We start from the raw sequence: 14514 nt of genomic DNA, 5'->3' as shown, positions 1-14514 counted from the left end.
ATTTTGATCTCGTTCCGTAGTCTATGGGTAGATATCAGGCTTCAGCGCATTGGACTATATTGCCAGAAATACACGTACTATACGAAACTCATATTCATTCGTTCGGCCGACCGCTTACCGACGTTCTTTTCGGTGGCCTGGATATACTCAACCCGCCTTCAAAACCACCGTCTCATTGTATGCCCTGGTATAGGCATTGATGTTTTTCTGAGCGTTTATACCGAACCGGTTTCTTACAGGCTCTTCGAGGGCCTTTAAATCCACCACATTCGTTACTTTTACGAGCGTCCCAAGCATGGTAGTGTTTGTAATAGGCACTCCAAGTTCTTCATTGGCAATCTTAGATGCATCTACATAGGCAATATTGTGCCCGGGAAAAGACATCATTAGATCCTCCGCAGGCTTGTGGGTGTTTATGATGACAAAACCATCTTTCAGACCCTCGGCGGGATTGACTGTCCCAAGCAATGTAGAGTCTAGGATAATTACCGCATCGGGTTTGTAAACTCTGGATCTGAGTCTGATTGGTTTGTCGGAAACCCTCAGGAAGGCAAGGACAGGCGCCCCTCTGCGTTCAGGACCGAAGCTCGGGAACGCTTGGGCAAATTTACCTTGCGCAATCGCTGCCTGCGCGATTATTTCTGCTGAAGTCACGGCTCCCTGGCCGCCCCTTCCATGAAACCTCACCTCTATCATCTGTTCTCTCCTTTTGCCATGACCACGCTCTTGATTCTCCAGTCGGTGCCTGCTGGTGTGTCATTTAGCAGCACACCTTTTCTGGCGAGTAAATCCCTGATTTCATCCGACCTCGTGTAATCTTTATTCTTTCGTGCCTGAACCCTTTCCTCAATCATCCGTTCAATAGCAGGCACGTTGAGGTCCACCAGGACGAGATGCCTGGTCTTTTCCTTCTCGGAAAATGCGGTCAGATCGTCGTGCAACAGCCCGATACCCTGTGCGAGAGAGAGAAGCGTATCCCGTGCGTAGAGTGCGGAAGGATAGCCGCTTTCATCATGCTCATCAAGCATCCTGTTAATCATCTTAGACAACTCAAACACGGAGGTCAAGGCCAAGGCCGTATTAAAATCGTCGTCCATAGCATCGTAGTATTTCTTTTCGAGATCGGCAACCTCAGGAAATTGCTTCGCCGCAATACCCCTGTCTTTCTCCATCTCGTAAGTCCTCGTCAGCGTATAATAGAGCCTCTGAAGCGCACTATTCGTATCTTCTATTGATTTATCCGTATAGTCTACCGGATTCCGGTACTGAGTCGCAAGAAAGAACAACCTCAAGACTTCCGGGTGATAATCCTTCAGAAAATCTTTTATAAGCAGAAAATTTCCAAGAGATTTCGACATCTTCTCTTTCTCTATGTTGACAAATCCATTATGAATCCAGTAATTGACAAACCGTCGGCCATCGGCTGCCTCGCTCTGGGCCCGCTCGTTTTCGTGGTGCGGAAATACCAGATCCTTGCCTCCCCCGTGTATGTCAAAAGGAACGCCAAGATATTTCGCGCTCATCACGGAGCATTCAATATGCCAGCCAGGTCGCCCTTTGCCGAAGGGCGCATCCCAGAAAGGCTCTCCTTCCTTTGAACCTTTCCACAAGGCAAAATCAAGAGGATTCTTTTTTCTCTCATCGACATCAACCCTTGCTCCCGCCATCATCTCGTCGAGGCTCCGGTTGGACAATCTGCCATAGCCGGGAAAACTGTTCACCGAAAAATAGACATCGTCATCAACTCGGTATGCATGGCCTTTCTCGAGAAGGCTCTCCACAAGACGTATCATGTCATCAATGTGGTCCGTTGCCTTCGGTTCAAACGTAGGGGGCAGTATGTTCAAGTCCTTCATGTCCTCTTTATACGACCCTATATACTTTTCACCGACTTCCTTCCAGGGAATGCCCTCTGTATTCGCTTTTCTGAGTATCTTGTCGTCAATATCGGTAAAATTTTTCGCGAAGACAACATCAAAGCCTCTGGTTTTCAAGTGCCGGTGGATCACGTCAAACACAATGGCACTTCGCGCGTGGCCTATATGACAATGATCATAGACGGTCACTCCGCAGACATAAAGTTTCACCTGACCCGCATTTAGAGGCTTAAATTCCTCCTTCGCTCCGGTAAATGTATTGTACAGTTTTATAGACATATCTTGGTATTTTTATCACACCGCGCGGTCTGTTGTCAAAACTTATCTTTTGACATATATCACGCACGTACCTTGTCATTTCCTCCAAGAGGTATGACCGCCCAGATCTTCTGGACCCCTTAGACCCTTATGTACCCTCCCCTTTTTTCTGCAAGTTCTGTTTTGGGTTGACATCCGTATGCACGGGCTCGACAAGCGCCTTTTATCTCATCCTAATATCCTTAAGCAAAAAACTGGTTCAATCCGGCAAACCGGAATCTTTTATAAATAATTAAGGAGACGCCCATTTCTCCTGACTTCCAAATGGGATTGATTTTCATTTACTTTTCCCAAAATATATTTTAACATTATAATAGATGACTAGAAAATATGTATTAATCCTGCTTGTTTTCATCTCTTTCGCCGTTTTGGCTCTTGGATGCCATCATCATGGAGACAGCGGCTCACGTGAGAACTGTTCTATCTGTTCCTGTGTCTCCCGCTATTCACATTCTCTTTTGCAGGTTTCTCCGGAACTCCGTCCGCCTGCCTCTGACGCCCTGTTTATTTTTCCGGAAAAGAACGGGGTATGTTTTTCCGGACAATGCCGCACTCCTTATTTGAACAGAGCGCCGCCCGTCAAGACGCACACCTAACCAGAGAAAAACAAAAAAATTCCAATCAGGAAGTGACTGAACGGAGGTGCTTGTCGTGAAAAGTACGGCTACATTTGTCTTTTTGAGTATGCTTCTGTCATTTTCACTAAATGCTGGGGCACAGACCATGGAGGAACGGCTGAGAAGCCTTGAAGGAATGCTCAAAAAGCAGGAAGCGACTATAGAGGCGCTCAATTCCCTCCGGGATACGTTGATGAAGCAGGAACGAATGATACGGGAGCAACAAAATGTGATTGAGGAGCTGAAAGCACAAATGAAGAAATCAGAACCTCCTCCCCTCATGAATATCACAGGAAATGAGCAGGAAACTTCCGGAGAAATCAAGCAGGAAATAAAGGAACTTAAGGAAAAAGTGGAGCAGGCGGTGGAGGCTCAAAAGAAAGATGTGGCAAGCGTCTTCAACCCTTCCATAGGACTCGTAAGCGACACCATTTTCAGCTATAACAACAGGAAGTCGGCACAGACGGGGAGTGTCCAGCCCGGTGGCTACAATGCGCTCCTCCGATCCATTGAACTCAATATAGCCGCGTCGATAGATCCATTTGCCCGCGGCTATGCCGTCTTCGACGCCTCTGTCAACCTTGCCACCGGAGAGACTGACGTCTCTGTCGCAGAGGCCGCGATCCAGACTACATCGTTACCGTGGAACCTGACAATGAAGGCGGGAAGATTCTTCGGTGAGTTCGGCCGGCTCTCATATGTCCACGATCACGAACTGCCCTTCGTGAACCGTCCGCTGGTGCTTGATAAATATGTAGGAGGAGAGTCCAAAACTGACGGCGTGCAGATCAACTATCTGCTGCCCGTCTCCCATTATGTAAGCCTTACCGCAGGAGCAGGGACTCAGTTCGGCGATATACCGAACAATGTCGGTTCGTACCGCTCTTTCAATAATCTCAACTTTTTCGGCCGCGCATCCACGTATTTCGACCTCACACCCGATATCTCCATTGAACCGGGCATCTCCGGTCTATGGAATCCGAACACATTTGATCGCGGCGGCGTCTTCCTCGCATTAAATGACAGCTTATACAGAGAACGGGAACGCCGCCTCTTTGGGGCAGACTTTGTGGTCAGTTATCGTCCTCTCAGAAACAACCAGTTCCAAGCCCTCACCTGGGGTACGGAGGTATTATATAGCGACAACCGCTACGATGTGGTTTCCCCGTCAGGGACGATGAACAGGGCCGTAGGGGTATATGGCCTCTATTCCTACCTCACGTACAAGTTCCAACGGCAATGGACAACCGGCATACAGTACGAGTGGCTGCAAAATCCCGAGAGTAAGCAGGACACTGCCGCCGCATATTCCGCAAATATTACCTGGTCCTTAAGCCACTGGAATCGGCTGCGGCTGCAATTCACACGCACCGAACACAACAGCGCATCGTTTCTTAGTCCAAATAACGCCATATATCTCCAATGGACCTGGATTATCGGCTCCCATGCTCACGGATGGCAGCAGCGCTAATACAGAGGAAACTATATATGAAATCGAAATCATTAAGCCTTATCATACTAATCACGCTTCTCGCGGTCTTATTCGCCGCGGCGCCTGCCCGCGCGACCAAGATCCGGGTTGTCACAACTCTCACCGATCTGGCCGACTTTACCCGAGCCATCGGAGGAGATTTGGTTGAAGTCCGGAGCCTGGCCATCGGCGTGGAAGGCACGCACGGAGTACCAATGAAGCCAAGTTTCGTTCCCATAATGAACCGGGCAGATCTCCTGATGCTGGTAGGGTTTGACTGCGAGCACGCCTTTCTGCCTGCACTGCTGGAGGCAAGCAAGAATCCCCGGATACAAAAAGACAAGCAGGGCTATGTGGACTGCTCGAAAGGTATCACTCCACGGGAAATGCCCTTGTCGACCGAGCGCTCGTCAGGTGACGTTCACCCTTACGGCAACCCGCACTATATGCTCAATCCGAATCTGGCAAAGATCGCTATCGGAAACATTTTCACCTCCTTGGCGGCCTTTGCCCCAGAGCATCGGGCGGAATTTACCCGTAATCGTGATACCTATCTTGCAAAACTGAGTGCCACGATCTCTGCGCTGGAGAAAGAGGCAAAACCGCTCAAGGGTGTGAAGTTCGTCTCCTATCACGGGCATTGGCCATACTTCGCGGAGCGATTCGGTATGGTCTATTTCGGAATGATAGAGCTAAAACCCGGTATTGATCCCACAGCCCGTCACATTGAGGAAATTATCAGAACAATGAAGGCTGAAAATGTATCCATCGTCGTGCGTGAGCCGCAGTTTCCTGAAAAGGTCCCAAAAAGTATCGCCGAACAGACCGGCGCCACCATGGTGACGCTTCCGATCATGCCCGGCGGTGTCCCAAACACAGAGACGTACATCAAGATGATGGACTACCTGATCAAAACCATGGTTTCTGCGGCAACAGTAAAAAATACTGAAAAAGGCGGAACACAACCATGAACCAGCCGCTCATCACCTTTGACAACCTGAGCGTAGGCTATGATAACCAGTCTGTGCTGTCCGGAATATCGCTCTCCATAGCAGTGGACAGTTTCACTGCCATCCTGGGGGCAAACGGTTCAGGCAAATCAACGCTCCTTAAGACCATCCTCGGACTCATTCCCCCCATCGGTGGTCGTATCGACATTAGGGCACAGGAAGGCTCAACCCTCATGTTCGGTTATGTCCCTCAGTCCATTCATTTCGATCCGGTCTATTTGCTCACCGCGTTTGACGTGGCGCTTATGGGCACGTACGGACGTATCAGGCCCGGCCGCGCTGTCCCATCTGCCGAACGCGTTTTCACCAGGGAGTGTCTCAGGGCAGCGGGTGCGGAGCAGTTTGCCCTGAGACGGTTTTCGGAACTATCCTGGGGACAGAAGCAGCGTGTTCTCATCGCGCGCGCCCTTGCTGCCCGTCCCGACATCCTCGCACTTGATGAACCCACTGCCGGGGTTGACCACGAAGCAGCCTACGAAGTGCTTGAATTCATTTCAATGATCCGCAGAGAAAGGAAGCTTGCCGTACTGCTCGTCACCCACGATTTTGCGGCGGCTCGCCGATACGCCGGGCATGTCGTATGGCTCCGCAATAAGAATATCCTCTATGGTACTGTTGATGATATTCTTACGCCTGACCGGATGATACATACTCTTGAAATGCAGGTCGGCTGATATGGATGCGCTTCTTCAGATTCTCTCGCCTGGCTTCCTGTTGCGCAATTCCATCTATGCCAGCATGCTCATCGGGTTCGCGTGCCCCATTGTGGGCGTGTTTCTCGTAATGCGGCGGCTCGTGTTTATGGGTGTGGCTTTGCCGCAGATATCCTCGACGGGCATCGCCGTCGCCCTCTCCCTTCCCTTGTGGTTAGGATTTCATGTGGCGAACCAAGGCTCCCTAAGCCCGCACGCCCTAGCCTTTGCGGGAGCCACAACCTTCTCTCTCGGCGCGATTATGGTCCTGGCGTTTCTGGAGCGGCGAGGCAAGGGGCAACCGGAAGGCAGGATCGGGACGGCATATGTAACGGCGGCGGCGCTCAGCATCCTAATCCTGTCAAAAAATCCTTACGGTGAAATCGGGTGGCTCGGCTTGCTAAAAGGGGAAGTGGTCACCATCTCCAATCTCGATCTTGTGGTGACGGCGGCAGCTCTCGCACTCGTCCTCATTGGGCTGGCAGTCTGCCGCAAAGAACTGCTTCTCGTCTGTTTCGACCGAGAAATGGCGATTACACTTCGAAAAAACGTTATTTTCTGGGACATTTTACTCTATTTGATGATAGGCCTTACTGTTTCAACGGCAGTGCTCAGTGTCGGCCCTTTGATCACATTCGGCTTCCTCCTTCTGCCGGCGCTCACTGCTCACCTTCTTGCCCGTACCATGAAACAGTTGACGATCTTAGCCTCATTAATCGGAGGCGGAGCGGCGTTCTTAGGCTTCTGGATAGCTTATAAGTGGGATCTGCCTGTCGGTCCGACAGATGTCTGCCTCTTAAGTTCACTCTATGGGACGGTCTGGCTCCTTACCAGGCTTCTATCCAGCCGCACGAAACGTTTTAACGGAACATAAAGGGGATCCAAAATACGAAATAGCCGCGTATCAGATTTTCATCGCTCTCTATTCGACAAAAGGACGGACGACCTGTCTTCTTTGGCACCGTGCCGGACGACGACCGAAAAAAGTCCGGTGGAAACCAGTTCATCTTCAAACCGGCCCTTCTTATCCCTGATGGCGACAAAAATCCGGTCTCCCTTGGCGACGCGTGCAGCAAGATAATCCTTGTTGTCCGTCTCTTTCAGATAAAAACTTGTATAAAATGGTATGATAGCTCTCAACGTCTCATCGGGAGTGTAGGCATAGAGATCATGGTCAGCGGTGACAATTGATTTTACTTGGTCGGTAAAAGGGACAAAACTCTTAAAATTGTCGAGCACAGGCATGACGGCAACCAGCGAAAAAATCATGACGGCATATAACGCTCCGCCGCTTGATATCCAGAAACGGTCCATTCTTTTTTCGAAGAAGTATTTCAGAGACACGAGCGAGAGTCCAAAAACAAGCCCGGAGGCAGCTATCACTGTGAAAAAAAGAGAGTGAGACGCAATAAAAGGGTACTTCCCGGACGCCAGGAGGTAGACGGGGGTCATTGCGGCCCCAAGAATAAGAGGAAATCCGGCAAATATAGCGAGGAACGCCTTTTCCGTCTTTGTAAATAACCGTGTCAGGAAGGTGGAGTCCACATACCGGGCGGCAAGCAGGGCAAAGGGAGGGAATACGGGCATAAGGTAGAGTATCCTCTTGGTGGACGCAACGCTTAAGAAGACTATGCCGAGTATAAACCAGCATTTAAGCCAGGTAATCCCGGACTTCTGCGGTGGTGGCAGGGAATCGTCAGATTTTCTGAAGCTGTAGATGAGGACCGGTATCAGGAGGATACTCCAGGGAAGAAAACCCTCCGGGAATCCAAAGAGATAGTAATAAAACGGTTGGTGGTGGCCCGAAGACCCGCCGGGAAGAAATCTCTGAATATGATTTTTGATTAGAAAGACCTTAAGGTACTCGGCTCCCCCATGACTCCAAAGGCCAAAGAACCATGGCAGCGAGAGGGCAAGAAAGACAACGATCCCAAGTGGCACATGCATTCTTAACAGTTCTTTCAGGTTGCGCTTAAGCAGCAGAAACGCGAGGATCGCAAGACCAGGAACGGCCAGCCCTATGAAACCCTTCGTAAAGAAGGCGCCTGTACAGCAGATATAGAAAAGGATATAAAAAAGGAGTTTCTTCCTCTTGTTTTCCGCCATATACCCCATTATGAAAAACATCATGGCCGTGATTATAAAACATGTGAGTGCACTGTCCACCACAAGCCAGTGGGCCACCCGAAAGTATTCAAAACCAGTAGCAAGTATCAGGGAGGAGAGAAAGCCTATGCGGGGGGTAAAAAGAAACGTACCGAGAAAAAAGAGGGCAATACATCCGCCCAGAGCAAACAGCACGGAAGGCACCCGCGCAGTCCTGTCGGACGCACCCCCTAAAATCCTGAAAACCGCGGCGACCGACGCATAATAGAGAGGCGGCTCTTCCAGAAAAGGGCGTTGGTTTAATGCAGGGACTACCCAGTTTCCTGTTAATGCCATCTCCCGTCCGATCTCGGCAACCCTGGGCTCATCTGCGGTCCACAGTCCGTGATTGCTTACACCAAGACAGAAAAGGGGCAGAAGGAGAACCAGAAGCAATATTCCGTACATCGCGGTCTGACGTGTTTTTTCGTTCATAGGACCCCTATTCTACAACAAACATAGGCTTCGTGGCAAGGGTAACGCCCTTCATGTGGTTAGCATCCTGCCGGACAGTTTTTGAGTCCAGCCTATATTTAGGGAGAGTTGGTCAAGAGAAGCTCTTAAGCTTTCAGGAAACAAAAGCCCCCGCGGGATTGATATTTCAGCCCCGCGGAGAGTTGCGACTTATTCAGTTTATTCCGTCTTCCTTGACTTCACCGGCATGCACGAGCCGACCATATATTGCCAACCCTCCACAAGCGAATAAATATCTCTAACCTTCACCTGTGAAACGGGCGAGCTCGCTGCCGCGACAGTCTTTTGCTCATCGTCTATGTCATTGTTGTAGTCCGCCGCCAAAAGTATACCTCATCAGCCATTCTTGACATATATAGAGGCGGATTACTTCAGAACTAAATAACCTTTGCCGCCACTGCCCTTCACCTGCACGGGGGTATATTTATCAACACTAAACCCAATCCCATCGCCGAGCAATTGGCCAGCCCAATTATCCCCCCCCTAATTCTCAAACTGTACCGTTTTTCTTCAGTGCGAGAGAATGACCCTATCCCGCAACCAGCATGAGCGTTGCCGCATGTATAGATAATGTGCCTCCCCATGGCATGGCAAGGGTACAAACCTCGCTTCCGCTATATGGGATTTCCTGAATGGAAGTGGATCAAATGATGCATCTAAAACATCGCTTACCAAGGGGTGAAATGCTCTTTGTGCGGCATTGTAATTTTTGTGTCATGGGGAGGATAAAAAGCCTCCCTCGGCTTTGCATGGATCATCCTCTAACCCGTGTAGGACCAACAGTCGTGTCAACAAATGCCATTTGGATTAAGCCAGGTCAATCTTGGCGTCCATCTAAGAGTCTGCTTTTGACTCGACGGATCACTTCCTCTGCCTTTTCTTCGGTGTGACTTTTTAAAAGGCTGAAGCCCGCCAGGACTAAACCTGACGGGCTCAGTGGCTTGGTGCCTGCCTTCGGATGCCCTTTAAAGGCTGTAATAGCTACTTGACAGGGATATGGCGGTAACCAACCTTATTATTCAAAAAGGCGCAACTATCGGCACGGAGGTGGGTCTATTAATAGTGGTATTATCGCCGAGTTGACCGTATTTATTATCTCCACACGCCCATGCGTAGCCGTTGCTTGTGAGTGCGAGGGAATGCCCTTGTCCCGCGGCGATGGCCGTCACATTGGATGAACCCGTCACCTTCTGGGGAGTTAAGTTGCTTGTAGTGGTATTATCGCCGAGCTCTTCGCTAACATTACTTCCCCATGCCCATTCCGTGCCGTTGCTTGTGAGTGCGAGGGAATGCCCTTGTCCCGCGGCGATGGCCGTCACACCGGATAGATTCACTACCTTAGCGGGAGTACTTTTATAATTAACCAAGGTTCCGTTGCCTAACGCACCGCTACTATTCCATCCCCACGCATATACATCGCCGTTGTCTTTAAGTGCGAGGGAATGGATACCTCCCGCAGCAATGGCCTTAACATGGGATAAAAAATCCACACCGTTCACGCCTTTCACTTGTACAGGGGTATTGTTACCATCGGTCTTGGAATCGCCGAGCTGGCCGAACCAATTCGACCCCCACGCCCATACCATACCGTCATTTTTAGGGCGAGGGAGTACCCCCATCCCGCAGCGATGGCCGTAACATTGGATAAAAAGCTCACGCCGTTCGCGTCTCTCACTTGTACAGGGAAATGGTGGGGGGGTTATTATCGCTATATCCGGTGCCGAGCTGACCTTTAGAATTCTCTCCCCACGCATATACATCGCCGTTGTCTTTAAGTGCGAGGGAATGGATACCTCCCGCCGTAATTGTCGTGGCAGACGCATAAGTCACCATAAATGGCGTTATGGTGAGCATAAGCATTGCTGATAAGAGTATGATTCCCAAACACATGTTTCTTCTGTTTTTCATCATGATGATCTCCTTATTTCTGGAGGTAAGTTCCGTATATTGTGTATTTTGTTTTTTTGTAAAGTCCGTCAGGACTAAATAAGCCCTGACGGACGTCTTAATTAGTAGATACACGAGTCATTAGTGTTATTGCCTAACTGACCCTCTCCATTCCATCCCCACGCCCACACTGTACCGTCATTTTTAAGGACGAGAGAGTGACCGTTTCCCGCGGCAATGGCCTTGGCGTTGGATAAAAAATCCATACCAAGTGCACCCTTCACCTGCACGGCGGAGGTGAGGGGATCTGTGTTTCCACCGATTATCCGCTTCGAGCTACAGTGGGAAGGGGAAGCATTATATCCCCACGCAAATACCTTCCAGCCGGTTCCTAAGGCCAGAGAGTGAGCGTCTCCCCCAGCAATGGCTGTAATACCGGCTAGATCCATAAACGTTCCAACAACTTTGGCCTTCACCTGCACGGGGGTGGAGCGATTAGTAGTAGTCCCGTCGCCAAGCTGACCCCTATCATTCCATCCCCACGCCCACACCATACCGTCATTTCTAAGCACAAGGGAATAAACTTGTCCCGCAGCAATGGCCTTGGCGTTGGATAAAAAATCCATACCACCTGCACCCTTCACCTGCACGGGGGTGGAGCGATTAGTAGTAGTCCTGTCGCCAAGCTGACCGCTATCATTCCTTCCCCACGCCCATACCGTGCCGTTGTCTTTGAGTGCGAGGGAATGATTGTATCCCGCAACAATGGCCTTAACATCGGATAAACCCTGTATCTGCACGGGGGTGGAGCGATTAGTAGTAGTCCCGTCGCCAAGCTGACCCCTATCATTCCATCCCCACGCCCATACAGTTCCGTCCTCTTTAAGAGCGAGGGAATGACCACCTCCTGCGGCAATGGCCTTGGCGTTGGATAAAGAACCCATACCGCCTGCACCCTTCACCTGCTGGAGGTCAGCCGTGACAGAGGCATAGTTAAGCGTAATTTGCGTCGCCATATTCTGCGCAAGCTCCACCACCCTCATATCCGCACTCACCATAAATGGCGTTATGGTGAGCATGAGCATTGTTGATAAGAGTATGATTCCCAAACACATGTTTCTTCTGTTTTTCATCATGATGATCTCCTTATTTCTGGAAGTGAATCCCTGTGTTGTTTCACATTTGCAACGGTCTACATCTGGATATACGGCTCACCGTTTTTATACAAAACCCATCTCCTCCTTTCCTTTCATGTAACTCGCTTAAATATCTAAGTATTTACCCTTAGAAGCAACTATCAAAAAGTACACATTTTGATAGTTGCCAATTTGCAGGGTGTAAGGGTGGATTGACAGTAAAAAACACATAAAATATGCCAAAAAATTTACAAATAGAACTTGACTGCGCGGAATTTTAGTGTAAAATTTAAAAAATAATGAACTATCAAAATGTGTACTTTTTGATAGTAAGTTTATTTGTCTTTTTTAAGCCTGTATTCCCTTAATCGCCTGTAAAACGTGGCTTCTTTTAAGCCTGTCTGCTTCAAGACTTTCTCAATCGTCAGCGTCCCGCATTCCCACTGTATTACCAAATCTTCAAAACTGCGGGGCGGCCTTTTGACGGGCCGTCCAAACATTATGGCCCGCGCTCGCGCTGCCGCTATACCCTCTGCCTGCCGTTTTCGTATTGTCTCCCGCTCATTTTGAGCTATAAAAGACAGAACTTGCAGGACTATGTCGGCGAGGAACGTACCCATCAAGTCTTTGCCGCTACGCGTGTCAAGGAGAGGCATATCAATCACGGAAATATCTACACCGCGTTCTTTCGTGAGTACGCGCCACTGGTTTTGTATTTCGTCATAATCGCGGCCCAGCCTGTCTATACTCTTGATATAGATAAGGTCGCCTGGGTTTAGTATTTCGGCGAGCGCTTTGTAGGCCGGACGCTCAAAATCCTTGCCCGACATTTTGTCCGCGTATATCCGCTCTTTTGGTATGTTAAGACGGTTCATGGCAAGCATTTGCCTGTCCTCGTTCTGATCAATGCCTGATACCCGTACATAGCCGTAGGTCATCAATAAAATCATCTCCTTTCACGAAACGGAGGGTCATATTCGCGCCCGCCGTAATTAATCCGGTCTCCTGTATCTTTCGATCTTCAGACACCATCATCTTTGTTTCAACTTCCAAATACTATTCGCTATAGCAACATAACGAACATATTCTTTTCTAAAAAAGACTTCAGCATAGAAACCCGATGCTCGCCATATCTTTCAATATTACTGCCGGCATTGCTCTTTGCTGCCGCCTCCAATCAGTTTTCTCCGGCAGGATCTGCCGCCTGCGAAACCGTCATTATAACAATAAGCCATATTGGAAAAGGTGTATTGTTCCAACAATGAGTTTTTAAAGGGCAACAGTCGTATCCCCGCACCCATTCCGTCTTTTGAAATCAATCCTGTCCTTGTATTGAAATGGGAAAACCATGGGCGTATAATCTTAAAAAAACTATCCGAAGGAGGCGTCCATGTCCGTTATGTTGGAGTTTGCCATGTTTCCTACCGATAAAGGCGAGAGTGTAAGCAAATATGTGGGAAGAATAATAAAGGCAATAGACGAAAGCGGGGTCTCATATAAGCTGACGCCGATGGGAACGATTGCTGAAGTGGAAACCATTGCCGAAGCCCTCGCCATTATCGACAGCTCATATTCGGAACTGGAACCGGATTGCGCCCGGGTCTACTCTTCCATCAAGTTGGACATAAGGAAAGGGAAAGATGGAAGGCTGCAACAAAAAATTGAATCCGTAGAGAAAAAGATCGGCAAAAAGGTTAAGCAATAAGATAGAATGGACCATTTTTAATAAAATAAGGAACGGCTATGCTCACAAAGACCGCTGTTCCCGCGGTAAGTGTTATGGAAGGCATGGAAAAGGGAGACACAAAGGCGTTGGCGGAAGGCGATATAGTCGGCCGGCGACGATTTTTTGGGTCATGACAAAGTCGGAAAAACTATGATTTGAAGGAGGAGGTTTAAATGGATGCGGTAAAAGAAGATTACAAAGATGGTATTTGTACACTCACACTCAACAGACCTAACAAGAAAAACGCCATGGATTCAGAGCTTCTTCCTGCTCTCTATCAGGCTCTGCAGAACGCGGAAGCAGCGAAGAGCCAGGTCGTCATTATCCGAGGCTCCGGAAAGGCGTTTTGCGCCGGTGGCGATATTGTGGAATTCAGGCAGAGCGAAGATACCGCCTCAAGGATTGATTTCATGGCGGATGAGCTTCACAAAAGTATACTGCTTATCAGGAAAATGGGCGCTATTGTTGTGGCTGCCGTTGAGGGGGTTGCGGTGGGGGCCGGGCTTGGCCTTGCCTTGGCCTGTGATATCACGGTGGCCGCTCGGAACACGGTCATGAATATGGGCTACAGAAAAATAGGACTCACCCCCGACGGCGGCGGCAGCATCTTTCTATCCAGGATCGTAGGCGCAAAAAAGTTCAGCGAACTCTATCTCTTCTCCCGCAACATTACTATGAATGAAGCGCTTGACCTGGGCCTTGTAAATTTTGTGTGGGATGAAGAAAGTTTCGAGGAAAGACTTCAAAAAATGATTGCCGATCTGACGGCCCTGCCCATGGAGACCATACCGTATTTCAAGGATCTTGTGAATCATTCGGTCTACACGGGTCTCGACATCCATCTCGACAAAGAAAGGTTTTACGTCTCTGAACTTGGAGGAAAACCTCAATTCAAAGAAAGGCTTGACCAGTTTTTCAGCAAAAAGTAAAAAAGGATAAAGGGGCAGGCGGCCGGAGGGTACATATTGGGTACATTATTAAGATAATAGACGGCATAATCCACCGCCGGCAGGGCGCACATATTCACGGATAGCGCCCTTTACCCACCCTTTTTTTACCCACCCCCCCACCCCAGGGGTCCCGGGCGGGGATTGCAAAACCGGACATAATATATGGTGTTCGGTCTATTTGTGAACATTACCTGCAAGGCAGGCGGTAAAC

General features: G+C 49.3%; 14 protein-coding genes. 6 read left to right on the top strand and 8 right to left on the bottom strand.

Annotated features, from left to right (window positions below):
* Positions 1–147: 147 nt before the first annotated feature.
* Both LBQ00_02545 and cysS read right to left on the bottom strand, forming a co-directional pair.
* The gene (locus LBQ00_02545; GenBank protein ID MDR2017746.1) at positions 148–696 is read right to left on the bottom strand and encodes a 2-oxoacid:acceptor oxidoreductase family protein; all 549 of its coding nucleotides are present in this window, start codon (positions 694–696) and stop codon (positions 148–150) included.
* Positions 693–2156, bottom strand: coding sequence for a cysteine--tRNA ligase (cysS, locus tag LBQ00_02540; GenBank protein MDR2017745.1), 1464 nt, complete (start codon positions 2154–2156; stop codon positions 693–695). The genes LBQ00_02545 and cysS overlap by 4 nt, the downstream gene beginning before the upstream one ends.
* Positions 2157–2846: 690 nt before the next feature.
* Here cysS and LBQ00_02535 point away from each other — a divergent pair.
* The 4 genes from LBQ00_02535 to LBQ00_02520 are packed head-to-tail and all read left to right on the top strand — an operon-like array spanning position 2847 to position 6859.
* Positions 2847–4283, top strand: coding sequence for a SlyX family protein (locus tag LBQ00_02535; GenBank protein MDR2017744.1), 1437 nt, complete (start codon positions 2847–2849; stop codon positions 4281–4283).
* Positions 4284–4300: 17 nt separating this feature from the next.
* Positions 4301–5254, top strand: a complete 954-nt coding sequence (locus LBQ00_02530) for a metal ABC transporter substrate-binding protein (protein ID MDR2017743.1) — start codon at positions 4301–4303, stop codon at positions 5252–5254.
* Positions 5251–5967, top strand: coding sequence for a metal ABC transporter ATP-binding protein (locus tag LBQ00_02525; protein MDR2017742.1), 717 nt, complete (start codon positions 5251–5253; stop codon positions 5965–5967). Before LBQ00_02530 ends, LBQ00_02525 begins: the two co-directional genes overlap by 4 nt.
* Position 5968: 1 nt before the next feature.
* Positions 5969–6859 (top strand): metal ABC transporter permease, encoded by an 891-nt coding sequence (locus LBQ00_02520; protein ID MDR2017741.1) that lies wholly within the window; start codon positions 5969–5971, stop codon positions 6857–6859.
* Between the two features lie 38 nt (positions 6860–6897).
* Here LBQ00_02520 and LBQ00_02515 read toward each other — a convergent pair whose 3' ends face one another.
* From LBQ00_02515 to LBQ00_02490, 6 genes are all read right to left on the bottom strand, one after another.
* Positions 6898–8565, bottom strand: coding sequence for a glycosyltransferase family 39 protein (locus tag LBQ00_02515; protein MDR2017740.1), 1668 nt, complete (start codon positions 8563–8565; stop codon positions 6898–6900).
* 198 nt (positions 8566–8763) lie between these two features.
* Positions 8764–8928, bottom strand: coding sequence for a hypothetical protein (locus LBQ00_02510; protein ID MDR2017739.1), 165 nt, complete (start codon positions 8926–8928; stop codon positions 8764–8766).
* 695 nt (positions 8929–9623) lie between these two features.
* Positions 9624–10190 carry a hypothetical protein gene (locus tag LBQ00_02505; protein ID MDR2017738.1) on the bottom strand — a complete coding sequence of 189 codons (567 nt, stop codon included), beginning with the start codon at positions 10188–10190 and terminating at the stop codon, positions 9624–9626.
* Between the two features lie 85 nt (positions 10191–10275).
* Positions 10276–10515 (bottom strand): hypothetical protein, encoded by a 240-nt coding sequence (locus LBQ00_02500; protein ID MDR2017737.1) that lies wholly within the window; start codon positions 10513–10515, stop codon positions 10276–10278.
* 98 nt (positions 10516–10613) lie between these two features.
* Entirely contained in the window at positions 10614–11627 is a 1014-nt protein-coding gene (locus tag LBQ00_02495) for a hypothetical protein (protein MDR2017736.1), read from the bottom strand.
* A gap of 335 nt (positions 11628–11962) precedes the next feature.
* Positions 11963–12565: a recombinase family protein gene (locus tag LBQ00_02490; GenBank protein MDR2017735.1), complete on the bottom strand. Its 603-nt coding sequence runs from the start codon at positions 12563–12565 to the stop codon at positions 11963–11965.
* Between the two features lie 452 nt (positions 12566–13017).
* Between LBQ00_02490 and LBQ00_02485 the strand changes: the two genes are divergently transcribed.
* Entirely contained in the window at positions 13018–13332 is a 315-nt protein-coding gene (locus LBQ00_02485) for an MTH1187 family thiamine-binding protein (GenBank protein ID MDR2017734.1), read from the top strand.
* 194 nt (positions 13333–13526) lie between these two features.
* On the top strand, positions 13527–14282 hold the full coding sequence (locus LBQ00_02480; protein ID MDR2017733.1) for an enoyl-CoA hydratase/isomerase family protein: 756 nt from the start codon (positions 13527–13529) through the stop codon (positions 14280–14282).
* The last annotated feature ends 232 nt before the right edge of the window (positions 14283–14514 follow it).

The sequence above is a fragment of the Syntrophobacterales bacterium genome (assembly GCA_031274925.1).
Classification (GTDB): Bacteria; Desulfobacterota; Syntrophorhabdia; order Syntrophorhabdales; family Syntrophorhabdaceae; genus PNOM01.
The sequence above is the reverse complement of the archived record's forward strand: the minus strand, read 5'-3'. Positions and strand labels throughout refer to the sequence as shown.